21 protein-coding genes are annotated in these 24,180 nt (G+C 42.6%); 8 read left to right on the top strand and 13 right to left on the bottom strand.

The genetic code is table 11. From position 1 onward, the window contains the following. Positions 1–114: 114 nt before the first annotated feature. The 7 genes from glyA to FE005_RS06025 all read right to left on the bottom strand — a co-directional run bounded on the left by glyA (position 115) and on the right by FE005_RS06025 (position 6,476). Positions 115–1,350, bottom strand: a complete 1,236-nt coding sequence (glyA, locus tag FE005_RS06055) for a serine hydroxymethyltransferase (RefSeq protein ID WP_005472813.1) — start codon at positions 1,348–1,350, stop codon at positions 115–117. 80 nt (positions 1,351–1,430) lie between these two features. Then, positions 1,431–2,459, bottom strand: a complete 1,029-nt coding sequence (locus FE005_RS06050) for an L-threonylcarbamoyladenylate synthase (protein WP_138371465.1) — start codon at positions 2,457–2,459, stop codon at positions 1,431–1,433. Positions 2,460–2,655: 196 nt separating this feature from the next. Then, positions 2,656–3,492 carry a peptide chain release factor N(5)-glutamine methyltransferase gene (prmC, locus tag FE005_RS06045; protein ID WP_113850240.1) on the bottom strand — a complete coding sequence of 279 codons (837 nt, stop codon included), beginning with the start codon at positions 3,490–3,492 and terminating at the stop codon, positions 2,656–2,658. Then, the gene (prfA, locus tag FE005_RS06040; protein WP_003128515.1) at positions 3,485–4,558 is read right to left on the bottom strand and encodes a peptide chain release factor 1; all 1,074 of its coding nucleotides are present in this window, start codon (positions 4,556–4,558) and stop codon (positions 3,485–3,487) included. The genes prmC and prfA overlap by 8 nt, the downstream gene beginning before the upstream one ends. Positions 4,559–4,561: 3 nt before the next feature. After that, positions 4,562–5,146 carry a thymidine kinase gene (locus FE005_RS06035; protein ID WP_029487305.1) on the bottom strand — a complete coding sequence of 195 codons (585 nt, stop codon included), beginning with the start codon at positions 5,144–5,146 and terminating at the stop codon, positions 4,562–4,564. 122 nt (positions 5,147–5,268) lie between these two features. Next, positions 5,269–5,871, bottom strand: a complete 603-nt coding sequence (locus tag FE005_RS06030) for a GNAT family N-acetyltransferase (RefSeq protein ID WP_138371464.1) — start codon at positions 5,869–5,871, stop codon at positions 5,269–5,271. A 50-nt stretch (positions 5,872–5,921) separates the two neighbouring features. Further along, positions 5,922–6,476 (bottom strand): AAA family ATPase, encoded by a 555-nt coding sequence (locus FE005_RS06025; protein ID WP_138371463.1) that lies wholly within the window; start codon positions 6,474–6,476, stop codon positions 5,922–5,924. 92 nt (positions 6,477–6,568) lie between these two features. On the opposite strand from FE005_RS06025, the gene msrA reads away from it, so the two are divergent. From msrA to FE005_RS06000, 5 genes are all read left to right on the top strand, one after another. Next, positions 6,569–7,087, top strand: coding sequence for a peptide-methionine (S)-S-oxide reductase MsrA (gene msrA / locus FE005_RS06020; RefSeq protein WP_138371462.1), 519 nt, complete (start codon positions 6,569–6,571; stop codon positions 7,085–7,087). Between the two features lie 311 nt (positions 7,088–7,398). After that, on the top strand, positions 7,399–8,463 hold the full coding sequence (locus FE005_RS06015) for an iron-containing alcohol dehydrogenase family protein (RefSeq protein ID WP_081131415.1): 1,065 nt from the start codon (positions 7,399–7,401) through the stop codon (positions 8,461–8,463). Between the two features lie 265 nt (positions 8,464–8,728). Next, on the top strand, positions 8,729–10,135 hold the full coding sequence (locus FE005_RS06010; RefSeq protein WP_103300307.1) for a TrkH family potassium uptake protein: 1,407 nt from the start codon (positions 8,729–8,731) through the stop codon (positions 10,133–10,135). Positions 10,136–10,385: 250 nt separating this feature from the next. Beyond that, entirely contained in the window at positions 10,386–11,735 is a 1,350-nt protein-coding gene (locus tag FE005_RS06005) for a Mur ligase family protein (protein WP_060813132.1), read from the top strand. Next, complete coding sequence (locus FE005_RS06000; RefSeq protein ID WP_138371461.1) at positions 11,728–12,399, top strand: type 1 glutamine amidotransferase; 672 nt, start codon at positions 11,728–11,730, stop codon at positions 12,397–12,399. The genes FE005_RS06005 and FE005_RS06000 overlap by 8 nt, the downstream gene beginning before the upstream one ends. 131 nt (positions 12,400–12,530) lie before the next feature. On the opposite strand, the gene FE005_RS05995 is transcribed toward FE005_RS06000, so the two are convergent. Continuing rightward, positions 12,531–13,343: an endonuclease/exonuclease/phosphatase family protein gene (locus FE005_RS05995; protein ID WP_081131417.1), complete on the bottom strand. Its 813-nt coding sequence runs from the start codon at positions 13,341–13,343 to the stop codon at positions 12,531–12,533. 218 nt (positions 13,344–13,561) lie between these two features. Next, positions 13,562–15,733 (bottom strand): PTS transporter subunit IIBC, encoded by a 2,172-nt coding sequence (locus FE005_RS05990; RefSeq protein ID WP_138371460.1) that lies wholly within the window; start codon positions 15,731–15,733, stop codon positions 13,562–13,564. 253 nt (positions 15,734–15,986) lie between these two features. Between FE005_RS05990 and FE005_RS05985 the strand changes: the two genes are divergently transcribed. Continuing rightward, positions 15,987–18,251: a glycoside hydrolase family 65 protein gene (locus tag FE005_RS05985; protein WP_138371459.1), complete on the top strand. Its 2,265-nt coding sequence runs from the start codon at positions 15,987–15,989 to the stop codon at positions 18,249–18,251. Between the two features lie 114 nt (positions 18,252–18,365). After that, positions 18,366–19,385, top strand: coding sequence for a LacI family DNA-binding transcriptional regulator (locus FE005_RS05980; protein WP_081131419.1), 1,020 nt, complete (start codon positions 18,366–18,368; stop codon positions 19,383–19,385). Positions 19,386–19,448: 63 nt separating this feature from the next. On the opposite strand, the gene FE005_RS05975 is transcribed toward FE005_RS05980, so the two are convergent. Both FE005_RS05975 and FE005_RS05970 read right to left on the bottom strand, forming a co-directional pair. Then, positions 19,449–20,414 carry a ribose-phosphate diphosphokinase gene (locus tag FE005_RS05975; protein WP_005472824.1) on the bottom strand — a complete coding sequence of 322 codons (966 nt, stop codon included), beginning with the start codon at positions 20,412–20,414 and terminating at the stop codon, positions 19,449–19,451. Between the two features lie 72 nt (positions 20,415–20,486). After that, positions 20,487–21,035 carry a C39 family peptidase gene (locus FE005_RS05970; RefSeq protein ID WP_005472825.1) on the bottom strand — a complete coding sequence of 183 codons (549 nt, stop codon included), beginning with the start codon at positions 21,033–21,035 and terminating at the stop codon, positions 20,487–20,489. Between the two features lie 157 nt (positions 21,036–21,192). Here FE005_RS05970 and FE005_RS05965 point away from each other — a divergent pair, with 157 nt between their 5' ends. Then, a complete protein-coding gene (locus tag FE005_RS05965) occupies positions 21,193–23,085 on the top strand; it encodes a M13 family metallopeptidase (protein WP_005472826.1) in 1,893 nt (630 codons plus the stop codon). Positions 23,086–23,303: 218 nt separating this feature from the next. Here the strand turns inward: FE005_RS05965 and FE005_RS05960 are convergent, their stop codons facing one another. Both FE005_RS05960 and FE005_RS05955 read right to left on the bottom strand, forming a co-directional pair. Then, the gene (locus FE005_RS05960; protein WP_081131421.1) at positions 23,304–23,603 is read right to left on the bottom strand and encodes a hypothetical protein; all 300 of its coding nucleotides are present in this window, start codon (positions 23,601–23,603) and stop codon (positions 23,304–23,306) included. Between the two features lie 18 nt (positions 23,604–23,621). Continuing rightward, positions 23,622–24,167 (bottom strand): cysteine hydrolase family protein, encoded by a 546-nt coding sequence (locus FE005_RS05955; protein WP_003128491.1) that lies wholly within the window; start codon positions 24,165–24,167, stop codon positions 23,622–23,624. Positions 24,168–24,180: the final 13 nt, after the last annotated feature.

Here is a 24,180-nt window from a genome sequence, read left to right as displayed (position 1 = left end):
TTTTTCTTTTATTTTAAAGCAAATCAACGATTGATACAACCTTGCATCACGTCATAGCCATATTCCTTCAAAAAAGGATTTGAGCATCGGCTCAAACCCTTTTCCTGCTACATCTTAATACAACGGATACTTGTCCGTCAACTCTTTCACTTGTGCTTTTGCTTCTTCCAAAACAGCCGTATCTTCAGGGTGTTCCAACACTTTGACAATCAGTTTTGCTACTTCCACAGCATCTTCTTCTTTGAACCCACGGCTAGTGATTGCCGGTGTGCCGACACGAATACCGCTCGTTTTAAATGGGCTAAGGGTTTCAAATGGAATCGAATTTTTATTGACTGTGATGTTGACTTGGTCAAGCAATGCTTCGGCTTCTTTTCCGTTAAGCTCAAATCCTCGCACATCAATCAGCAATAAATGATTGTCCGTTGCACCAGAAACAAGCCGTGCTTGCGGTGCTTGATTGAACACTTTTGCCATTGCTTGCGCATTTCTGATCACTTGCTCTGAATAGGATTTGAAGTCTTCATCCAATGCTTCTTTGAATGCGACTGCCTTGGCAGCGACCACATGTTCCAAAGGTCCGCCTTGAATGCCAGGAAAGACTGCACTGTTGATTTTTTTCGCTAAGTCTTCGTCATTGGTCAAAATCAAGCCGCCACGAGGCCCTCTAAGGGTTTTGTGGGTCGTAGAAGTAGTGATGTCTGCATAAGGAACTGGATTTGGATGCAGACCAGCAGCAACTAATCCTGCGATATGTGCCATATCTACCATCAACTTAGCACCGACTTCATCAGCAATTTCACGGAATTTGGCAAAATCGATTGTTCGTGAATACGCACTTGCACCAGCAACGATCAATTTTGGTTGATGCTTTCTCGCTAAGATCCGTACGACATTATAATCAATCACTTCAGTCGCTGGGTCTACGCCATAGCTAACAAAGTGATAGGTTTTCCCACTAAAATTGACTGGAGAGCCATGGGTCAAATGCCCACCTGCGGATAGATCCATGCCCATCACCGTATCTCCTGGTTCAATCAACGCTAGATATGCTGCAGTATTGGCTTGTGAGCCTGAGTGAGGCTGTACGTTTGCATAGGCCGCACCAAAAAGTTCTTTGGCACGATCAATTGCTAAATTTTCAACAACATCGACAAATTCACAACCACCGTAGTAACGGCGACCTGGATATCCTTCGGCATATTTATTTGTTAAAATACTGCCTTGAGCCGCTCTTACACCTGCGGAAACGATATTTTCAGATGCGATCAATTCTAAATTGTTTTGTTGGCGATCCGCTTCCTTTTCAATGGCTTGCCATAAATCAGGATCAAACGTTTGATAGTCCATTCATACAACACCCCTTTACCTTAATGCTAGCATTGTATCATATTTCCTAAGCACTACCTATGATCAAAGCAGCGTTTTTTCTATTTTACCTGAAAAAAATTTTGATTGGCTGCTTTTTTCAAGCGATTCATATAGGCGCTGCCCATCCCTGTCTCAGGAAAAGCGGCCGCTAAAATGATCTCCAAGCCAGCGATCGATTCATCTAAGGCTCGCAAACCTGCAAAAAGTCCTTTTGCTGCTGCCTCAACCGTGTCGTCCGCATACATGTAAACAGCTGCTGTTTCAAATCTGGCTGTCTCACAAATTGATGGGCCTGCCAAGACACCTGCTCGCAATCGCTGCTGCTTGACCCAATCGAGTGCTGCTGGCCAGTCCTCTGACCGAACCATCACAACCTTTGTATCCGGAGCATAATGTTTGTATTTCATTCCCGGTGCTTTGGGTCTTTCACCTTCAGATACTAGGTGTTTATCTATTTCGACTTCACTGCCTAAAACCGTTTCTAATTGTTCTTTGGTCACGGCTCCTGGACGCAAGATCATTGGGTTTGCTGTCGGATCACTTAAATCCAAGACTGTTGATTCAACTCCGATACTAGTAGTCCCATCATCGATCACACCAGCTATCTTTCCTTTCAAATCATGCAATACATGTTCAGCTGAGGTCGGACTTGGCTTGCCAGAGGTATTTGCGCTAGGTCCGACTAGTGGGACATGTGCCTGTTTAATGACTGAAAGTGTTTTTTTATTCGCTGGCATACGGAATGCCGCTGTGGATAACCCCCCGGTCACAATAGACGGTAAACTGTTATTTTTGATAGTAAAAATCAATGTTAGGGGGCCAGGCCAAAACTTTGCCATCAATTTTTCCGCTGCTGGATGCAAGTTATCCACATAATCCTTCAGTTGTTCCGGGTCGGCGAGATGGACGATCAATGGGTTGTCACTAGGTCTTCCTTTGACGGCATAGACTTGTGCTACCGCTTCAGGCAAAAGAGCGTTGGCGCCTAAGCCATACACTGTTTCTGTAGGAAAAGCAACTAATCCACCCGCGGCTAAAATTTTTGCTGCTTCGGATAATTGTTCTTCACTAAATTTTTTTGTTTCCACAGTTTATCCACATCCTTTTTTTGAGGACTTCCACACTTATCAACATTTTTTCGGTTTTTATCCACATTTTGTGGATAAATCGTTTGTCAAGTGTGGATAACCCTGTTTATAACTTTTATTCGCAAGTAAGTCTTACTCTATCACTGTTTTTTATCAAAAAAATTTTTCAAAAAAATGGTTGTCCACATGCTGTGGATTATTGTACTGCGACCAACCGATCTTTTCCAGATAAATCTTGAATGACCGTAACTTTTTTATCTGGAAAAGCTTCCGCAAAAATACGCTGGACAGATTTACCTTGTTGAAAACCGATTTCGACGAAGATTTTTCCGTCAGGTGTCAATAACTTCTTTGCCTGGTCTGCAATCTTACGATACATCACTAGACCATTCTCCGCTGCAAAAAGGGCCATTTGGGGTTCAAACTGACGCACACTGGCATCCATCAGCTCCCACTCCTGCTCACTGATATAAGGCGGGTTTGATACAATGATGTCCCATGATTGATCCCCCACTGGTGTCAGGGTGTCGCCTTGATAAAAAGCGACCTCCGCACCTAATTGCGCCGCATTCTCTTTAGCTACCGCCAATGCGGCCTCTGAAAGATCAACAGCAGCGATCTGCCAGTGAGGACGTGCCAATTTCAAAGAGACCGCGATCGCACCTGTCCCTGTCCCAATATCTACGACCCGCAAATTCTCTGCAGGTTCTGTTTGCTCCAGACACAAAGCGACTAATTCTTCCGTTTCCGGTCGAGGAATCAATGTGTCTTCTGTTACTTTGAAGCGATGGCCATAAAACTCTTCATAGCCTAAAAGGTATTGGGGGGGACGATGCGCTAAAAGCTGCTGCAGATCTGCTTCAATTTGCACTTCATCAGCTGGCGAAATTTGCTGATCCATATGCAGCAACCAATCTAGTTTTTGCCAATTTTTACGAGCCAGAAAAAGGTATTGGATCGCATACCCTTCCAGTCCCTTTGTTTCTAAAAAAGAAGAAGCCCGTGAAAGGACTTCTCGATAGGTTTTACCCATTTTGCATTTCTTCCAATTTTGATGTTTGATCGTACATGATCAATGCATCAATGATCTCATCAAGTTTTCCAGCCAAAATTTGATCCAATTTTTGGATAGTCAACCCGATGCGGTGGTCCGTCACCCGATTTTGCGGAAAGTTATACGTACGGATCCGTTCAGAACGATCCCCAGTTCCCACTGCTGATTTACGATTTGCATCGTATTCGCTTCGTGCTTCTTGCTGGATTTGGTCGTATACTCTTGCCCGCAAGACTTTCATCGCTTTCTCACGGTTCTTCAACTGTGAACGCTCATCCTGCATGGCAACGACGATGCCAGTCGGCAAGTGTGTCAAGCGGACAGCTGATGCCGTTTTGTTGACGTGCTGACCACCAGCGCCTGAAGCATGATAGATATCTGTTCGGATATCTTTATCAGCAATATCGATCTCTACTTCTTCTGCTTCTGGCATCACGACTACGGTTGCTGTAGATGTGTGGATTCGTCCTTGAGATTCTGTCGACGGCACGCGTTGTACCCGATGCGCGCCACTTTCATATTTCAATTTTGAATAGACATTCTCACCGCTGATCATCATGATGACTTCTTTGTAGCCGCCGATGCCGGTAACGTTGGCATCCATCACTTCGACTTTCCAACCTTGTGTTTCCGCATATTTCTGATACATATTAAAGAGATCTCCAGCAAATAGTGCCGCTTCATCTCCACCCGCAGCCCCGCGAATTTCCATGATAATGTTTTTGTCATCATTGGGATCTTTTGGTAATAATAAGATTTTGATGCGGTCTTCAAGAACATCTTTTTCTTTTTTTAAGTCAGATAGTTCTTCTTTAGCCATTTCTGCCATTTCTGCATCCAAGTTTTCGCCCAATAGTTCCTCTGTATCTTTGATGCCTTCAACGACTTCTTTGTAACGGCGATACACTTCGACAGTCTCTCGGGTATTTGCTTCTTCTTTGGACAACTGCATGAACCGTTTCGTATCTGAAATGACAGCGGGATCACTAAGCAGTTCGCCTAGTTCTTCATAACGGTCTTCAATCGCTTGTAACTGATCGTACATGTTTTATTCTCCTTCTTTTTTGATTCCAGGGTGAAAATAGTGTTTCCGACAAACAGGGTAATAGGCTTCATTACCGCCAATTTGAACTTGATCGCCTTCATAGACTGGTTTACCGTCAATGTAATGCAGATTCATGGTCGCCTTTTTGTGGCAGAACCAGCAGATCGTTTTCATTTCTTCAATTTTATCTGCATAAAGAAGCAGATATTTAGAACCTTCGAATAATTCGTTGCGAAAATCATTTTTTAAACCAAATGCCATCACAGGAATGCCTAATTCGTCTACGATTTTAGTAAACGCCAAGACATGGTGTTTTTTCAAAAACTGTGCCTCATCAATCAAAATGCAATAGGGTTGATATCCTAGATCTTTTACTAAATGATACAAATCGGTCTCATCGAAAATCGGAATGGCGTCACGCTCTAACCCAATACGACTGGAAACTGTTCCGATCCCGCTTCGGGTATCGATGCCGCTGGTCATAATCACGACCGGCTTGTCTTGTTCTTCATAATTATGTGCAACTTTTAAAATCTCGATCGTTTTGCCACTATTCATCGCGCCATATTTAAAAAAAAGTTGTGCCATCTTGCCCATCCTTCCTGATACTCCTTTGGTATTATACTTGAAAACAAGGAATTTTTACAGGTTTAAATTCAGAAGTCGCTAAGAGGGGTACTGAACAGAACGATGCCTGCAAATGATTGGCTTTACTGCCCGTTTTCCTTCTGCGCCACGTCTCTCAAAATAGTCAATACTTGTTCGTACTCGGGATTCATCTGTCCCTGATAGTCTGTATCAATAAGTTTGAAGCCTAGTTGTTGATACAGTCCAATCGCAGCATGACTCCATGTTTGCGTATGGAGATAAATAGCGGCAGCAGATTCTTCGGAATCTGCCGTTTGGTTCTGGCATGTTTCTATAACTTTGGTTACCAAGCCGCGAGCGATCCCTTGTCTTTGAGCGCTGGGAATGACTGCTACCCAATGAACGAGCGGCACAATGTTGCCATCTTGCTTCTTCTTCCACCAAGCAGTCGCTGTTCCTACCTTTGTTCCTTCTGGATTCACTGCAAAAAACATTCGTTGCGGCAATTGAGATTCATAGGGGAGAAAGTCTTTTTCAAAATACGCAAGTGCCGCGGCTTCTGTATCAAATTCTCCCACCGCTGTCTCAATCCGCGCCCACTCACTCGCATCACCGGATTGATAAGGTTGAATGATGTAGTTATTTGAGGCAGGGACCGGTGCTACTTCATCCGCAGCCATGCGCTCCATCCAAATTTCTGCATAAGGAATTGATTTGTCTAACATAGAGATACCTCACTTTAGTTTTTTTGGAAAACAGATCGTTTGCTTCAAGGCTATTTTTGAAACTGTTTCGTATCCTCCAAGATCATCGTGATCATTTCAGATATTGTCTGCTTCTCTGTAAACATCTTCTCTTTTGAGAGGACTGATTTATTACTCGTATCATTGCTCTTGGACGCTATGCCGTTTTCCCCAAAGAGAAGGTCTTTTTCGAGCCACCACTTTTGTAGCGATGATTCGGAAAAAAATGCCCGTTGTGGCCGTGTTCGGTGTCTTTCAATCGTTGTTTGAAAAGGCACATCAAAATAATAAATGAGACACTTCTCAAAGGATTCTAGTAAAAAGAGCAAGAAGTCCTGGTATTTTTCACGGACAAAAATTCCCTCAACGATGATGAAAGGAACCTTCCCTCGCGCATATAAAAGGGCCTCCATCATTAGACCTACAGCATGATTATTAGGCGTATCTTTCACGTGAAAAATTTCTCGGCGAAATACATCCTGTGAGATCAACACCGCTTCTGCCCCTAATTGTTGATGCAGCGCTTTTGCTACTGTCGTTTTTCCGCTGCCAGAATTCCCCCGCAATAAAATGATAATCGTATCCACAGCAAACCTCGCTTTCTTTGGCCGTTTCTTATAAGCATATCGCTTGTCTTTCTCTATAAGAAGCATACCATAAAACCAAAGGAGGAATCACAATGAAAGATACTGCAATTTTTGCCGGCGGCTGCTTCTGGTGTATGGTCAAACCTTTCGATTCTTTACCAGGAATTCTTTCGGTAGTCTCAGGTTTTACCGGTGGACATGTCCCTCATCCTACCTATCAAGAAGTAACAACTGGAACCACAGGACATACAGAAGCCGTAGAAATCACTTTCGATCCTGAACAAATAACGTATGAAGAACTCGTGGCTATCTATTGGCAACAAACCGATCCTACAGATGCCTTTGGTCAGTTCGCAGACCGTGGGGACTCTTACCGTCCAGTCATCTATTACAATAGTGAAGAACAACGAAAAATCGCAGAAGCTTCAAAAGCCGCTTTGCAAGCAAGCGGTCGCTTTACAGATCCAATCGTGACAACAATCGAACCTGCTAAACCTTTCTATCCAGCAGAAGACTATCATCAAGATTTCTATAAGAAAAATACGGCGCATTACAACGCCTACCGTGAAGGTTCAGGACGAGCTGGTTTCATCCGTCAAAACTGGACATAACCTATTTTGAGAAGCGGCAGTTTGAATATTCCTTTAGTTTTCTGAGATAGAAATAGTAATGTTGTCTCGCCCAACAACTGACCCTCAAAAGGAGAGGATCTTCGCAAAACAGTCTTGATTATACGAAGACTAGCAAGAACAAACTCTCCTTTGTTAGGGTCTTTTTTTATGCCCTCTTTACGCCTGCTTGCGCCGATTGGCTTTGGCCTGGCTGATCTGAACAAAACTGCTCAAAAGAAAAATTGACAGCAGGCGCTATTCCACGTTACACTAATTAGAAAATTCTGACGATTGCAAAGGAGTGTTGTGTTATGTTAGCCAATGAAGTCCGCCCTGGACCAAACCGGTATATTACTGGTGAAGGAGTTCTTTTTGATCTACCAGAGTATCTCAATGATTTTGATCAGGTTGCTGTCATTACTGGCGATCAATCATTTGACGTTTTTAAAACCTATTATCCGCATCCATTTGACTATCCTGTTTATCGCTATGATGGCTCCTCAAGTTATGAGAATGCTCAGGAGTTAGCGGATAAGATCAAACACACAGATGTCCTGCTTGCGATCGGTGGTGGACGTGTCGCAGATACCGCAAAAATTACTGCAGAAAGAATGGGAGCGGAGCTGATCGTCATCCCTACATTGGTTTCCAACTGTGCACCCTTTACTCCTGTGATTGTCGCCTATTACCCAGACCACACAATCTGCAAGATCGATTACGCCAAAAAAGGGGCTTATATGACGATCGTCGATACTCGATTCTTGCTAGCAACACCCGTGGATTATTTCATTGCAGGCATCGCAGACACGCTAGCCAAGTATTATGAAATGGAAGCCATTGTACGCACGATGGCAGAAGAAGATAAAACAGCCTTGGTTCGGCTCGGTTTTCAAAGTGCAAAACTAATCAAAGAACTCTTGATCGCAGATGCCATCCAAGCAGTCACTGATTTAGAAGCCGGGCGCTTGACGCCAGCTTTTGCGCGAATCACAGATGCCATCATCGCTTTAGCAGGAGAAGTTGGTGGATTTGCTGTAGAGTTTGGCAGAACTTCTGGCGCCCACGCATTACATGACGGCTTATCTTATCTGAGCGAAACCCACAGTGTCCTCCATGGCAATAAAGTGGCCTACTGCATCTGGGTACAGCTTGCCTACACCAACGATTTTGCTGTTATCGAGGAACTGCGTCCTTTCTACGAAGCATTGCACTTACCTATGAAACTAAAAGACTTGCATGTCACTCGTGTGGATCGCGCTTATTTTGCGCCTGTTTTGACTTATGCCGTTAAAGAAGAAGAAACATTTGTCCTGATCGACCCAATGATCACTCCAGAAAAAGTCTTTCGCGCAATCGAAGCGGTGGAAGCACTCTAACTAACCGATCTCTTCAAAAAAACTGTAAGCCCAACAGACTTATCGGGCATACAGTTTTTTTGTTCGACTCACCGCTATCTTCGCTCTCTCAATGACAGGCTATCGTCTTCTCTGTTCCAGTGATTGTTTTGCGGCGCTATCTCATATTTTTGCAGAGCGTTTCTTTGATGATATTGGCTGCTACTTACTTTCAATCTTGCTTTCTTTTGAAACTGCTTGGTTCTTTGGTATACTGTGGGTAGTTTATTTAGTGAGGAGACTAGTTATGAATTTCACGCGGTTTGCTCGTCTGACACAACGCAAAAGCAAATATTTTATTGCCCAAAATGTTTCTTCGATCCAAGTGATCGTTTTTTACTATATTCTGATGACGATTATTTCCTTAGGTTTATTTTACCTTCCCTTTTTTCGTGAACCTCATTCTCATGCTTCCTTCATCGATATGTTTTTTATGGCAGTCAGCACGGTCAGTGTCACCGGATTGACAACATTCCCTATCGATGATGTGTTCAATGATCGCGGTGTAGTGCTTCTTGAAGTTCTTTTTCAAGTGGGTGGACTAGGGATTATGATGATCTCCACTTTCTTTGCGATCGTTTCTCGGAGAAAGATCTCATTGAAGCAGCGTCAGTTGATTATGACGGATATGAATCAGCCAAAGCTAAGCGGAATCGTGCGGATGATTCGAATCACGTTTACGATCATCTTACTTTGCCAAGCCATCTCTGGCGCTATTTTTTCTATTTATTTTTATTTTAATGGCTATTATGACAATTGGCGGGATGCCCTATTTTATGGTTTTTACCAAGCTATTTCCGCGGTCACAAACTCTGGCTTTGACGTGACAGGAAATTCCATTTTACCTTTCGCACATGATTATTTCTTTTTGATTTGTATCATGTTTTTGATTTTTATCGGTGGGATTGGGTTTCCAGTGATTATGGATTTCCGAGAATGGGCCCTCTTCAAGCTGAAAAAAAATCGCCGACAACTGCCTTTTCGCTTTTCATTGTTTACAAAAATCGCGATGTTGGCTTTTGTGATTTTGTTTATCGGTGGAACGATCGCCATTTATTTCCTAGAGAAAGACCATCTGTTCAAAGATTACGGCTTTAGCAGCACCTGGATCAACAGTATGTTTTATTCCATGACTACCCGTAATGCTGGACTGCAGATCCATGATTTAGGGAACTTTCAGACCACGACATTGATCGTTTTTTCGTTACTAATGTTTATCGGTTGCAGCCCAAGTTCAGTTGGTGGCGGGATTCGTACGACAACGATCGCCATTATTGGTCTTTATCTTTATGCCTTCTTAAAGAGTGAAGACAATATCAACATATTTGGCCGACGGATCGATGAAGACGATGTGCGTAAGTCGGTTGTTGTCTTCATGTTATCCTTAGGAATGTGCTTTTTCTGCGTATTATTTTTGACCGCCACTGAAGATATCCCGTTGATCGCCATCATTGTCGAAGTAGCTTCAGCGTTTGGGACCACCGGTTTATCGTTAGGGATCACCGATGATCTCTCAAGTGTGGGTAAGTTAGTGATAGCCTTACTGATGTTCATTGGACGTGTAGGTATGCTTTATACGTTGTTGTTGTTTGTGCCAAAAGAAACCCGAGATTTAGGTTATGAATACCCAACCGAGAAGATTATTATTGGTTAAACAGCCAGTAAAATGGCGCTATTGAAGGTTCTAAGCGTTGTATCTTAAAGTCGCGAGCCTTCCACAAGCGTTTTGAAGCGGCAGAGACATCTTGTTTGTAACGAATGTCTCTGCCTTTTTTGGTTCAATAAACTGAACTCTTTGCAGAAACTTAAAGAAATCGAAAAGCCGTTTAACCTTTTTTAGAACATATGGTATGATAAATTGAATTTAAACTAAAAAGACAATCATCTCGTTTGGAGGTTCAACTATGGGGTTAAGAAGTCAACTGGCTGTCACAGTCGGTAAGACCTCTCAGTGGGTATTAAAAAACTTTTTTAAAGGCGGATCAAGTCTGCCTGGGAAAATAGCATTAAAAATCGATCCGCATATTTTAGATCATCTAGCAAAAGATTATCAAGTTGTCGTTATCACTGGTACGAACGGAAAAACCTTGACTACTGCACTGACGGTGAATATTTTACGGCAAGAATTTGATGATGTGCTGACAAATCCAACAGGTGCCAATATGGTCCAAGGAATCGTTTCTACTTTCTTATCTGCCAAACCAAAAGGCGGCAAAAAGTTTGCAGTACTAGAGATCGATGAAGCTAGTCTTAGCAAAGTAACGAAGTATATCAAACCTGAACTATTTGTCTTCACGAATATTTTTCGCGATCAGATGGACCGTTATGGTGAAATCTATACAACATATAAAATGATCGTTGAAGGAGCAGCAAATTCACCGACGGCCACAATTCTATGTAATGGTGATTCCCCGTTGTTCAATTCTGTCACTACTGTTAATCCAAGAAAGTATTATGGCTTTGATCACTTACCTGATCAGGAACAGATGGCCCATTACAATACAGACGGGGTTCTTTGTCCAGAATGCCACCACATCTTACATTACCAAATGATTACCTATGCGAATCTAGGCAAATACTATTGTCCGAACTGCGGCTTCAAACGTCCAGAACTAGACTACAAACTGACAGCCATCACAGCAATGGACAATACTTCTGCTGATTTTGTCATTGATGGGAATTCATATGGAATCGAAGTTGGCGGCATGTACAATGTCTATAACGCATTGGCAGCGACCGCTGTAGCGGAATATTATCAAGTCGCACCTGAAAAAATCAGAGCTGGATTGGCCTATGATGAAAAAGTCTTTGGCCGTCAAGAAGTCATTACCATCGATGGCAAAGAGTGTACACTCGTGTTAGTCAAAAATCCGGTAGGACTGAATCAAGTGATCGATATGATCGGCTTATCTCCGTATCCTTTTTCTCTCGTCAGTCTCTTGAATGCAAATTATGCGGACGGCATTGATGTTAGCTGGATCTGGGATGGAAATCATGAAGCATTTGCCGAAATGGCGATTCCTCAAGTCATTGCTGGTGGCGACCGCCATCAAGATATGGCGCTGCGTTTAAAAGTAGCGGGAATTCCCGAAGAAAAGATCACCGAAACAAAAGATCTTGATGAGGTCATTAAAGATATCGCCAATCTACCAACTGAAAAAGTCTATATCCTAGCAACCTATACTGCTGTTTTGCAACTACGCAAAAAATTGGCAGAAAAAGGCTATATCAAAGGGGGGATGGATCGTGGCTAATTATCGTTTGAATGTTGCTCATCTTTACGGGAATTTGCTGAACACCTACGGGGATAATGGCAATTTGTTGATGTTGCGTTATGTAGCCGAAAAAATGGGTGTAGAATTCATTTCGGAAGTCGTCAGCATCCATGAACCATTTGATCCGAAGAAGTATGACTTAGTCTTTTTTGGCGGCGGACAGGATTTTGAACAGCTGATCGTTTCTGAAGATATCCAAACAAAAAAAGAAGCATTGACGGAATACATCGAGAACGATGGAGTCATATTGGCCATTTGTGGCGGGTATCAGTTGTTAGGTCATTACTACATGGGAGCTAACGGAGAGAAAATCAAAGGAATTAGCGCATTGGATCATTACACATTGAGTCAAGAAAACAATCGCTTCATCGGAGATATCGTTATCCATAATGAAGAATTCGATGAGACCTATTATGGTTTTGAAAATCACAATGGTCGGACGTTTCTTGGCAAAGGTGAGAAACCACTAGGTAAAGTCGTAGAAGGGCAGGGAAACAATGGCGAGGACCAAACAGAAGGCGTGGTCTACCGCAATGTTTTTGGTTCCTATTTCCATGGTCCACTGCTTGCCCGGAATGAACATTTGGCAGAACGCTTAATACGCACTGCCTTAAAAAACCGCTATGGTTCGATTGACATTTGATCAAAATAAAAAGGATGAAATCAGAAATTCGTTTCTGGTCTCATCCTTTTTTTAATCGATTGTCTGCTTCCTGAATCTCTAGCCGATTCAAGCGATAGCAAGCGAATAATCGAAGTCGTCTCTATTCTTGGTTATTCAAAAACCACACAGATACCAAAATGATCGCTGACTATCGGCAGCCGCTGACCGTCAAAGACCACTTCATACTCTACGGGCTGTTCATTCTGTGAGGCAAAGACATAATCGATACGCAAGGCTGTCTGATTGTCTTGCCAGCCATCGATTGCTTTAACAACCGAAGCCTCACCGATCGTTTTTGTTGCGGCAAGAAAACTATCCTGCAGCTGCAATGAACTGTTTTTAACCAGCTGATAACCCAAGCTGTCTGCCTCATTATTGAAATCACCTAAAAGCAAGAGCGATGCTGCTCGCTCAGTCAAAAACGCTTCGGTTTGCTGCCATTCATAGGCAAACTTGCCGTCATTCCACCAAGAAAAATGGCAGCTTAACACTTGGATCATTTTGCCATCTACTTCTGTGAGACCGCTAAGATTTTTTCGCGTAGTATGGTCCCAGACATCGGTTGTCTCAGAAGCCAAATATTCTTTGGCAATGATTGGATTTTTGGACAGTAAGGCATTCCCTTCATGATAGACATCATAACCCACATGACTGTAAGTCCATGACCAATAATAATCGTGATCCAGAATCTGCAGTTCTTCTACTAAGCGCAAAGCAAAATTGTCTTCTTTGATCTCAAGGATCGCCTCTGTCGGACAATAAAGACCATCCGGAACGATCGTTGTAGCAGCAATCGATTGATTGACTTCTTGCAACGCAATCAAATCATAATCTCCTGCTGCGATTTCTTGTGCGATCACTTTTAATTTTGCTTCTTGACCGTCTTCTAACCAGCTATGGGTGTTTAATGTTAAAACTTTCATGAATAACGCTCCTCTGCGTTTAATTATCTTCTTTCAAAATGTAAATAAAAGAACGGAGCTGTGCCATAAGTATGAACCAGACGAAACTATCCGCACTGTATGAGATCAGCTGTACTTCTCGTGAATTGCGACGAGAAACTACCAGACTGTAGCAACCCCACGATCGTTTGGATATTCAGTTTGGTAAAAAACTTATGGCACAGCTCTTAGTCATTTTATTATAGTTTGACGATTCCAACAACTGCTGCAGCTTTTTGCTGACCAGTTTGGGACAATTCAAAGGAATCGATTTGATCGGTATTTGTCATTACTACAACGATCGTTGTATCCTTACCCGCTTCTTTGATAGCTGCGAGATCCATTAAAGCCAACGGGTCACCTTTTGTGACTTGCTGCCCTTCTGTGACAGAAACTGTGAATGGTGCCCCTTGAAGTTCAACAGTATCCAAGCCCATATGAACCAATACTTCGACTCCTTCATCAGATAGCAACCCAATCGCATGTTTCGTAGGAAAAACATTCGTCACTTTCCCAGAAACAGGTGAATACACCTGCGTGTTATCGGGAATCACGCCAAATCCGTCCCCCATCATTTTCTCTGCAAAGACTTGATCACTGACCTCCGTGATCGGAATCACTTGCCCATCGGCTACTGAAACAACCTCAGCGGTTATCCCTTGGCTTTCGTGATTCGTCTCATTAGTGACTTCTTTTATGACTGCTTCAGGAATCGCCACACCGGAATCCAAGATATCCTGGATGTCTGATTTAAGTACATCGGCTTTAGGACCATATACCGCTTGCACTCCGTTATCTTTTACGATCAAACCTAATGCGCCGGCACCTTTCCAAGACTTTTCGTCTCCTACTGAGCTAGGGTTTTTGACAGAGACCCTTAAGCGAGTCATACATGCATCTACATCGCGGATGTTTTCACGTCCTCCCAACAGATGAATGATCTTAACCACTTGAGAGTTTGGATCTAACGTTCCGTCAGAGGCAGTTGTTGCTACGTTTTCGTCAGCTCCTTCTACTTCGTAGTTGCCGTTGCGTCCGGGCGTCGCAAAGTTGAATTTTTTGATTAAGAAGTTAGCCAAGAAATACATGCCGACCCCAAATGCGATCGTTACTAGGACAAAATTGATCAAGTCCTGACCCAGACCTGCATTGATCGCCATTGGTGTCCGAGTCAATAGTTCGATATTTCCAAAGGAGTGAACACGCAGGTGAACGATATCCGCCATAGCAAATGCTGCCCCTTGAACGACTGCATAAACAACATATAACGGTACAGCCGCAAACATGAACATAAATTCCAATGGCTCTGTCACGCCTGTCAAGAAAACCGCGATGGCAGCGGATAAATACATCGAGGTATATTTATGGCGTTTGTCTGCATCGACATTGCGATACATTGCATAGGCAAGTCCCATCAAAATACCAGAAGAACCGATCATTTGTCCGACTTTGAAACGTGCAGGCACAAAATTCTCTATCAAGAATTGGTATTGTGAAGTATCTCCTGCATTTCGCATATTGACCAAATCAGTTGCCCAAGCTAACCATAGAGGATCTTGACCGAAAACTTGTGTCCCCGCTTGTGCACCAGATAAGATCGTATAGGTGCCTCCCAATTCAGTATAATTGATGGGAATAGTCAGCATGTGATGCAACCCAAATGGCAATAGTAATCGTTCTAATGTTCCAAACAAGAAAGGTGCTAAAATCGGCGCACTTTCTTGCGATTGTGCGATCCACAAGCCAAAGTTATTGATTCCTGCTTGAATGTAAGGCCAAACGATCGCTAACACGATCGCAACAACCACGGAACGAGCAATTACAACAAACGGGACGAAGCGCTTGCCATTAAAAAACGAAAGCGCATCGGGCAGTTTGCGGAAATTATAGTATTTATTATAAGCAGTCGCACCAACAAACCCGGCGATGATCCCTACAAAAACACCCATGTTCAGTGCCGGAGCTTCTAAGACACTTGTAAAAAAGCCGTCCACCATAATTTTCGTACCGAACAATGTATGAGTAAAAGCCCCTTCTTCCGTCAGCATGGCGCTTGTGACCCCGAAGATCGAACCTGTGATTCGATTGATCAATACAAATGCAATCCCCGCAGCGAATGCCCCGCCTGCGCGTTCTTTCGCCCAACTACCACCGATAGCTAATGCAAATAATAAGTGCAGATTCCCAATAATTGCCCAACCAATATTTTCGATCACACCACCGGTCGTTACCAAAAATGCCCAATCGGCATTAATCATGGGGATCGTCTTCCCAATACTGATCATCAATCCGGCGGCAGGCATAACAGCTACCACAACCATTAGTGCTTTTCCGAATTTCTGCCAGAATTCAAAGCTTAGTAATTTTTTCATCCTCTTTCTTCCTCCTCCACCGTTTTACGCAATCGGTTTCTTAATAACCACATTGTAGCGGAGATTGAAAATTTTGTAAACCGAGAAATTTCAATTTACATTCTCCTCAGTCATTAATTTATAAAAATGCGCAAAAACAGCTCTTTGTCACACTTCTATTTAAAAAAGCATAGAAACCAATGATTTACGCTTGACTAACGCAATCGTTTGCATTTATTATAGAGTTATCAAAAAGATTTTGGAGGAAAAACCTATGAAAAAAATCCAGCGTTTGTTCGATATCGATCCTTGGAAAATCGCAACAACTACTTTAGATAAAGAAAATCGCCGACTACAAGAGTCGCTTACAAGTATTGGAAATGGCTACATGGGGATGCGGGGTAATTTTGAAGAACAATATAGTGGCGATCACCATCTAGGGACTTATCTGGCAGGGGTCTGGTATCCAGACAAAACTCGTGTTGGCTGGTGGAAAAATGGCTATCCGGATTATTTTGGAAAAGTGATCAATGCTGTTAACTTCATTGCAATGGATCTTTTCATCAACAATCAGGCTGTTGATCTTGCGAAAATCAGTCCGAGCGATTTTTATATGGAACTGGATATGCAAACAGGAATTTTACGCCGGACATTTACGGTTTCATTAGCTGGCGCAACTGTCAAATTTACTTTTGAGCGCTTTTTAAGTATCGTCAAGCGAGAAATGGCGGTAATCACGATGCAGGCAGAAATCCTTGAAGGATCAGCAGAAATCACAGTCATTTCTAAACTAGACAATAATGTCCGCAATGAAGATAGTAATTACGAAGAACGCTTCTGGGAAGAATTAGACCACGGCAGATCAGGCAACTATCGTTATCTGACCACCCGTACCATTGAAAACAACTTTGACATTGAGCAATTCACGGTCACTGCCGCAATGCGTCATAGTCAAGAGCCAGCATCCACAGAGACGAGTGAATTGACGATTGCTGACGCGTTTACTTTTACAGGAGAAACAGGAGCTGTCTTTCATTTACAAAAAGACGTGATTATCGTTACCAGTCGTGATGTCAATCCTCATGATCAAGTAACAAAAATTGCAGAGCTTTTCCAAGTGTACAGCGCACCTTACGAAGACTTACGGCAAGAACAAGTCAATGCTTGGAAAGACCGCTGGGCATTAGCTGATGTGATCATTGAAGGCGATGCTGCTGCGCAACAAGGAATTCGTTTCAATTTATTCCAACTCTTCTCGACTTATTATGGAGAAGATGAGCGTTTAAATATTGGACCTAAAGGATTTACCGGTGAAAAATACGGTGGCGCTACTTATTGGGATACAGAAGCCTATGCTGTGCCTCTTTATTTGGCATTAGCGAAACCAGAAATCACTCGGAATTTGTTGAAATATCGCCACAATCAATTGCCGCAAGCCCATATCAATGCGCAAAAACAAGGCTTGGCTGGCGCGCTTTATCCTATGGTGACATTTACAGGGATCGAATGCCACAATGAATGGGAAATCACCTTTGAAGAGATCCATCGAAATGGTGCAATCGCTTATGCCATCTATAACTACACGAATTACACAGGTGATACGAGCTATCTGAAAAAAGAAGGCTTGGAAGTATTAACGGCCATCGCTCGTTTCTGGGCAGATCGTGTCCATTATTCCAAACGTCAGCAAAAATATATGATCCATGGCGTTACCGGCCCCAACGAATATGAGAATAACATCAACAATAACTGGTATACGAACAAGATGGCTACCTGGGTCTTGAGCTATACTTTACAAAGTTATAAAGAATATGCCACAGAAGCAACCGTAACGATCCCAGAAAAAGAGCAAGACTACTGGCAGGATATCATTGACAATATGTATTTCCCAGAAGATCAAGACTTAGGAATTTTCGTTCAGCACGATACCTTCTTAGACAAAGATTTGATGCCAGTCACTGATTTAGATCCAGAAAACTTGCCATTGAATCAAAATTGGTCATGGGACCGAATCTTGCGCTCTTGCTTTATCAAACAAGCGGATGTCTTACAAGGAATCTATTTCTTTGGGGATCAATTTACAGAAGAGGAAAAACGAAACAACTTTGACTTCTATGAACCAATGACAGTGCACGAGTCTTCCCTGTCTCCTAGTATCCATGCCATCTTAGCAGCCGAGCTGGGAATGGAAGAAAAAGCACTGGAAATGTATGAACGAACGGCTCGGCTAGATTTGGATAACTACAACAATGATACCGACGATGGTTTGCATATCACTTCAATGACTGGCAGCTGGTTAGCGATCGTTCAAGGATTTGCCCAAATGAAGACGGACCATGCCCATCTAGGTTTTGCCCCGTTTCTACCGAAGACTTGGAACAGCTATGCTTTCCATATCAATTATCGCGGACGCTTATTATTCATTTCTGTTAAAGAAGAAACTGTCACACTAAAGAAAATCAGTGGTGAGCCATTGACAGTTCAGCTTTATGGAAAAGAGCATCTGCTGGAAGAAGAAGTCTCAGTAACTATTGCTTAATTATTGATCAGAAACCAAGAAAGAAGAAATGAAGGCATTTCTTCTTTCTTTTCTTTCCGGCTACCAAAATAACACAACTTTATGATACTATAAGCTAAAAAAGGAGGGAAAACAGTGAGCGTAACTGTCAAAGATGTCGCCAAAAAAGCCGGCGTCGCTACTTCAACTGTTTCTCGGGTCGTGAATGATCACCCTAGTATCTCTGAAGACACAAAAAAGAAAGTACGCAAAATCATGGCTGAGATGGGCTACGTGCCAAATTTGGCTGCGCGAAATCTAGGCAAGCAGATTTCAAGCGCGATCGGTGTTATCTTGCCGCCTTTGGATTCAAAGGAACGGCTAGGAAATCCTTTCTATTTAGAAACGATCGAAGCCATCAACGAAGAAGCTCGCCACCACCAAATGACGGTTGCGGTTGCCTCTGCCCGTGATTTTGATACATTATTGAAAAATGTGGAACGTATGCACCTTCAAAAACAAGTGGATGGTTTTATCTTAGTCTATTCCGATGAAAAAGATCCAATCATTGATTATTTAGTTCGTAAAAAAGTTCCTTTCACATTGATTGGACATCCTTACAGCAATGAAGAAAATATCGTTTTTGTTGATAATGACAACCAAATGCTGGGAAAACAAGCAACAGAGTATCTGATCTCCCAAGGACACTCTAAGATATTGTTTGCTACGAATACAACTCACGAAAATCTCTATTTCGAACGTTTCTTTGGCTATCAAAAAGCAATGATGCTAGCCAACCTGCCTTTTTATCCGGCATTGACATTTGAACAGGCAGAAGACTATGTCAATTTCGAGACAACGATCAAAGAGACCGAAGCAACGGCAATCGTAGTAATCGATGATCTTTTTGCAGTTCGGATCATCCAACTGGCAACGATGTTCGGGTATAAAGTTCCGGATGATCTATCTGTGATCAGCTTTAATAACTCGATTTTTGCTACATTGACCCATCCTTACTTGACCAGCATTGACATCAACGTCTTATCCTTAGGAAAAATCGCCACAGAAAGCTTGATGGCACAATTAAACCATGAAGGTTCAAATGCGGTTCAGCTTGTCGTCCCGCATAAGCTGATTAAACGAGAGACTGTCTTGAACCTCAATAACTTAGCATAAATTGCATTGTCTCATGACAAATAAGAAGCAAGAAAGTCCAGAATAACCGGACTCTCTTGCTTCTTATTTGTATTCTTTGCTTTCTAACCGAAACAGGGGACTCATCGGTGTATTTTCGTGGATTCGTTTGACAGCCTCGCCCATCAGTTCTGCACAAGAAAGGTAAGACAACCGTTCTGGATGCCGTTCTTCGGCAGTCCAACAAGAATCTGTGACACAAATGTTTTCGATGACAGATTGATCAAGAATGTCTTTGGCTGGTGGTGACAATAACGCATGAGAGACGCACGCATAAATCTCACTAGCTCCTGCTTCTTTTAGCAAATCTGCTGCCTTTGACAATGTTTTGCCTGTATTCAAAATATCATCTACTAAAATACATTTTTTGCCGGCAACATCTCCAATCACATAGCCACCATCTGCCTCATCTTGATCAACGATCGCAATCGCTGTATCTAAATATTCGGCTAAACTGCGGGTCCGCTGAACTCCGCTATTTTTGGGAGAGACAACGACATATTCGTCTCCGATCATTTTTTTCTCGCGATAATAATGCGCGAAAAGCGGAATCGTAAATAGATTATCAACAGGAATATCAAAGAAGCCTTGCACCTGCACGGCATGCAGATCCAATGTCAAGATCCGTGTCGCCCCAGCTTCCACTAACATATTGGCAATCAATTTTGCCGTGATCGGCTCATGAGGATTTGCCGTCCGGTCTTGTCTTGCATACGCATAGTACGGTAAAACCACATTAATCGTTTTGGCACTTGCACGTTTCATGGCATCGATCATGATCAACAATTCAAGATAGTGATCATTGACTGGTTCATTGGTTGATTGAATGATAAAAATATGATCGCCACGAACACTTTCCTCAATATTGATCGCGATCTCTCCATCACTAAATTGTGTTACTTTTGACTTGCCTAACTCTGTACCGAAAACTTTTGCAATTTTCTCGGCTAACGGTCTGTTGCCGTTCAAACTGAAAATCTTCAATGAACTATCTTTATAACTTTCGCCCATGTCTGCCTCCAAGTGAAGTGAATTGTTTCTTTTATTCTAGCACATTATAGGTGCTTTTTTCATTAAATTAATTTAAGGTAACGAGACGGTTCCGTTAATCCAGCTGGCTGGAATCACTTGATTGTAATTCCCCCAGTTGTCATGAACTTTTAGATAACGTCCGGTCTCTGTTTCTAAATAAGCATATGCGACTACCCAGTGATTGCCGTAGGTACTTCCTAAAGGCTTCAAGAGACCAACGATCACCGGTTTGCCTTGATCGATCCGTTTGCAGGCTCGCTGCCAGCCGCCGAAAACTGTGGCACGCCCCCGATAAGGTAGATCAAAATGAGTGAAAAAGCGTGATAGTCCATGAGCCACCTGCCAAGCAATCGTTGGCAATCCATGAGGTTGAATCAAGAGCCGCAAGATGTCAGTCAGTGCGCCCGGCTGCAGCTGATTTTTCCTTCTCACTGTTTTAGGGATGATCTGCTCATCGATATAATCTTGATAATAAGCCAAAAACACGGTGGCAGCATAAGTTCCGCACAAATAGCCGGAAGGTGTTACCCAAGATTTGTAGCGGCGGAATCGTTCTTCTGGTATTCCCTGCCAAGTATCTATGTTCTCTCTTTCTTCCATCGCCATTCCTCCTTACCAAAGTATATCTTAATAGTACCACGGGAATCAGCCGGTTTAGACACTAAGGAACTTTTTCGTTAAGAAAAAAACAAACTTTTTTTGCGTACTGGAAAATTTTGTTCCATAATAGGAGAAAGCATAAAAAGGAGCGAAGCATATGACAACATTATTAAAAGATGATTTTTATGATTATGTGAATGGCGATTGGTTGGAATCAGCGGTGATCCCTGCGGATAAACCGGCAACTGGAGGTTTTCAAGATCTGGTAGACGGAATCGATCAGTTGATGATGGCTGAGTTCAAGAATATGGCGGCAGATCCTTTAGCAATTCCTAAAGGAAAAATGAAAGACGCCGTTGCTTTCTATCGCTTAGCAAGCGATTTTGCTACCCGTGATGAAAACGCAGGTCAAGAAGTTTTGCCGATTTTGGCAAAAATCGAAACCCTTGCGTCTTATGACGAGTTAAATGCACAGCTACCTGAATTCATTCTTAACGGCATCCAACTACCATTTGCTTTCGATATCGACTCCGATATGAAAAACGCGAAAATGAATACACTGTTGGCCTATCCGCCAGCAACGATCTTGCCTGACAAAACATATTATACTGACCACCCGCAGGCAGAAGAGTTACTACAAGTTTTCTTCGACAATGCTGTTGCGCTCTTAACGAAATTAGGGAAATCACAATCCGAAGCAGAGTCGTTGGTAGAACAAACACTGGCTTTTGATAAATTGATTGCTCCTCATGTTCGCAGTGCAGAAGAAAATGCCGATTACAGCAAAAATTACAATCCGCAAAGTCTAGATACCTTTGCACAGCATTCGGCGCAACTCGACTTCAAAAAGACATTAACCGCTTTATTAAATGCCGAACCAAAAGAGCTGATCGTGACTGAGCCTGAGTACTTTGAGGCATTCGATATCATTGTCTCTCCTACCCACTTTGATTTATTGAAAAGCTGGATGATCGTTCATCAAAGTTTGCGCTACACTGGATATCTTAGTGAAGAACTACGCCAACTCGGCGGAGCCTACAATCGGTACCTCTCTGGCGTTGATGAAGCGATGCCTAAAGAAAAAGCCGCCTATTATCTGACGATTGGCCAATTTAGTCAAGTCGTCGGTGATTATTATGGTCGCAAGTATTTTGGTGAAAAAGCAAAAAATGATGTAAAACATATGGTAGAAACGATGATCGGCGTCTATCAAGATCGTTTGACCAGCAATACTTGGCTCAGCGAGCATACCAAACAAAAAGCAATCGTTAAATTAAATAAACTAGGAATCCATGTCGGTTATCCAGACAAAATCCCAGCTATCTATGATCGACTGCACACAGACCCTGATGCATCATTGTTACAAAATGCACTACGTTTTGGACGTATCTTCCGGGAAGATCTTTTTAGCAAATGGCAAAAACCGGTCGATCGCGAGGAGTGGGAAATGTCTGCAGCAACAGTCAATGCCTACTATCATCCTTTCAAGAATGTGATTGTCTTCCCAGCAGCTATTTTACAAGCACCATTTTACAGTCTGTCTCAATCAGCAAGTGCCAATTATGGTGGGATCGGTGCAGTGATCGCTCATGAGATTTCCCATGCGTTTGATAATAACGGAGCCAAATTTGACGAATTCGGCAACCTGAATAATTGGTGGACAGCAGAGGACCTGGCCCATTTTGAGACATTGGCTCAAGAAATGATCAATGAATTCGACGGCTTGCCATTTGCTGGTGGAACGGTCAATGGCACCTTGACAGTATCGGAAAATATTGCCGATGCTGGTGGATTAAGCTGTGCACTAGAAGCAGCAGAAAAAGAAACTGACGTCTCACTAGAAGACTTCTTTATCAATTGGGCAAAAATTTGGCGCACAAAAGCCAAAGAACAATATCAACAGTTGCTGCTAGCCATTGATGTTCATGGCCCTGCCAAGTTACGGGCCAACATCCAAGTTCAAAACATCGATTCCTTCTTCACTACTTTCGGTATTGAACCAGGAGATGGCATGTACCGGGCTCCTGAAGACCGTGTTCAAATCTGGTAAGATACAGCTTGCTACGAGGCATTTGTTACGAACTGTTTGGTTATGAATCATTGGTCCATTTGTTGATGCAACTTTTCTAAAAAAAGAGGATTCACCTCACATCATTAGCCAAAGTAGTTCAGAAATACAATCAGCCGTCACCTTCATCAAAAGATACAATATTAAGACCGCCCCCGAAAAGTTAGCTGTTTGCTGCTAACTTTTCGGGGGCGGTGATTTTATTTTCCTAGTGCTTTTTTGATCATTTCGATTAGAGAATCGAATTGGGAATGGTCCTTTACGACTTGGTCAGCATGATGCCGGTTGCTTCTATCTTTCATAAAGTCCATGAGTTGATCTTTATCTTGAATGCCTAGTTTTGTCATCAATGCTTCCACATTTTCAAAATCGGTATACTTTTGCATGAACGTATCATTCAAAATCTTGTCAACATCCAATTCACCGCTTTTATAGGACTGATACAATCCTGTCAATTCACTGAAACTAAACTGTTCTTTTAATTGATCCATAAATCCCATTACACTCAGCTCCTTTTTTTAAAGAATAGTAGCCCCTAATGTCTGCTCAAAGTGGCGCAACGCCCATTCATGACCGACTGGATCGAAACTTGCGACAGCATCTTTGAAAATAAATAATCGATACCCAAGGTTATACGCATCGACAGCCGTATGCAAGATACAGATATCTGTACAGACACCAGTCAAATAAAGTGCAGTAATGCCCCGTTCCCGTAAACGAATGTCAAGATCTGTCCCACTAAACGCCGAGTAGTGGCGCTTATCGATCCAGTAAACATTTTCTTTTTCTTTGTGATCTTCATACACTGCAGCTAGTGTCCCGTAGAGATTCCGTCCCTCTGACCCTGCCAGATTATGAGGAGGAAACAACTGATTTTCTGGATGATAAGGATCTTCTGCTTCATGGCGATCAATGGCAAAGACAACAAAATCCCCTTGATCGATAAATCGTTGGGTATGATCTACTAATGTTGTTTCAATCGCTTGACCCGCTTGACCGGTCGTCAAACGACCAGTATCAGCTACAAAATCGACCGTATAATCAATTGAGAGTAATGCGTTCATTTGTGATCTCCTC

Origin of the sequence: Enterococcus sp. M190262 (assembly GCF_005843965.1) — a bacterium.
Taxonomy (GTDB): domain Bacteria; phylum Bacillota; class Bacilli; order Lactobacillales; family Enterococcaceae; genus Enterococcus_D; species Enterococcus_D gallinarum.
Note: the sequence above shows the minus strand (reverse complement) of the source record. Positions and strands in the feature narration are given on the sequence as shown.

What these genes read in the sequence shown, in the direction of transcription:
- FE005_RS05960 (WP_081131421.1), bottom strand. Translation starts at nt 23,603, where the DNA reads ATGGGATTTATGGATCAATTAAAAGAACAGTTTAGTTTCAGTGAATTG.
- FE005_RS06005 (WP_060813132.1), top strand. Translation starts at nt 10,386, where the DNA reads ATGGGGTTAAGAAGTCAACTGGCTGTCACAGTCGGTAAGACCTCTCAG.
- FE005_RS05995 (WP_081131417.1), bottom strand. Translation starts at nt 13,343, where the DNA reads ATGAAAGTTTTAACATTAAACACCCATAGCTGGTTAGAAGACGGTCAA.
- FE005_RS06035 (WP_029487305.1), bottom strand. Translation starts at nt 5,146, where the DNA reads ATGGCACAACTTTTTTTTAAATATGGCGCGATGAATAGTGGCAAAACG.
- msrA (WP_138371462.1), top strand. Translation starts at nt 6,569, where the DNA reads ATGAAAGATACTGCAATTTTTGCCGGCGGCTGCTTCTGGTGTATGGTC.
- FE005_RS06030 (WP_138371464.1), bottom strand. Translation starts at nt 5,871, where the DNA reads ATGTTAGACAAATCAATTCCTTATGCAGAAATTTGGATGGAGCGCATG.
- FE005_RS05955 (WP_003128491.1), bottom strand. Translation starts at nt 24,167, where the DNA reads ATGAACGCATTACTCTCAATTGATTATACGGTCGATTTTGTAGCTGAT.
- FE005_RS05975 (WP_005472824.1), bottom strand. Translation starts at nt 20,414, where the DNA reads ATGGGCGAAAGTTATAAAGATAGTTCATTGAAGATTTTCAGTTTGAAC.
- FE005_RS05985 (WP_138371459.1), top strand. Translation starts at nt 15,987, where the DNA reads ATGAAAAAAATCCAGCGTTTGTTCGATATCGATCCTTGGAAAATCGCA.
- FE005_RS05965 (WP_005472826.1), top strand. Translation starts at nt 21,193, where the DNA reads ATGACAACATTATTAAAAGATGATTTTTATGATTATGTGAATGGCGAT.
- prfA (WP_003128515.1), bottom strand. Translation starts at nt 4,558, where the DNA reads ATGTACGATCAGTTACAAGCGATTGAAGACCGTTATGAAGAACTAGGC.
- prmC (WP_113850240.1), bottom strand. Translation starts at nt 3,492, where the DNA reads ATGGGTAAAACCTATCGAGAAGTCCTTTCACGGGCTTCTTCTTTTTTA.
- glyA (WP_005472813.1), bottom strand. Translation starts at nt 1,350, where the DNA reads ATGGACTATCAAACGTTTGATCCTGATTTATGGCAAGCCATTGAAAAG.
- FE005_RS06010 (WP_103300307.1), top strand. Translation starts at nt 8,729, where the DNA reads ATGAATTTCACGCGGTTTGCTCGTCTGACACAACGCAAAAGCAAATAT.
- FE005_RS05990 (WP_138371460.1), bottom strand. Translation starts at nt 15,733, where the DNA reads ATGAAAAAATTACTAAGCTTTGAATTCTGGCAGAAATTCGGAAAAGCA.
- FE005_RS06015 (WP_081131415.1), top strand. Translation starts at nt 7,399, where the DNA reads ATGTTAGCCAATGAAGTCCGCCCTGGACCAAACCGGTATATTACTGGT.
- FE005_RS05970 (WP_005472825.1), bottom strand. Translation starts at nt 21,035, where the DNA reads ATGGAAGAAAGAGAGAACATAGATACTTGGCAGGGAATACCAGAAGAA.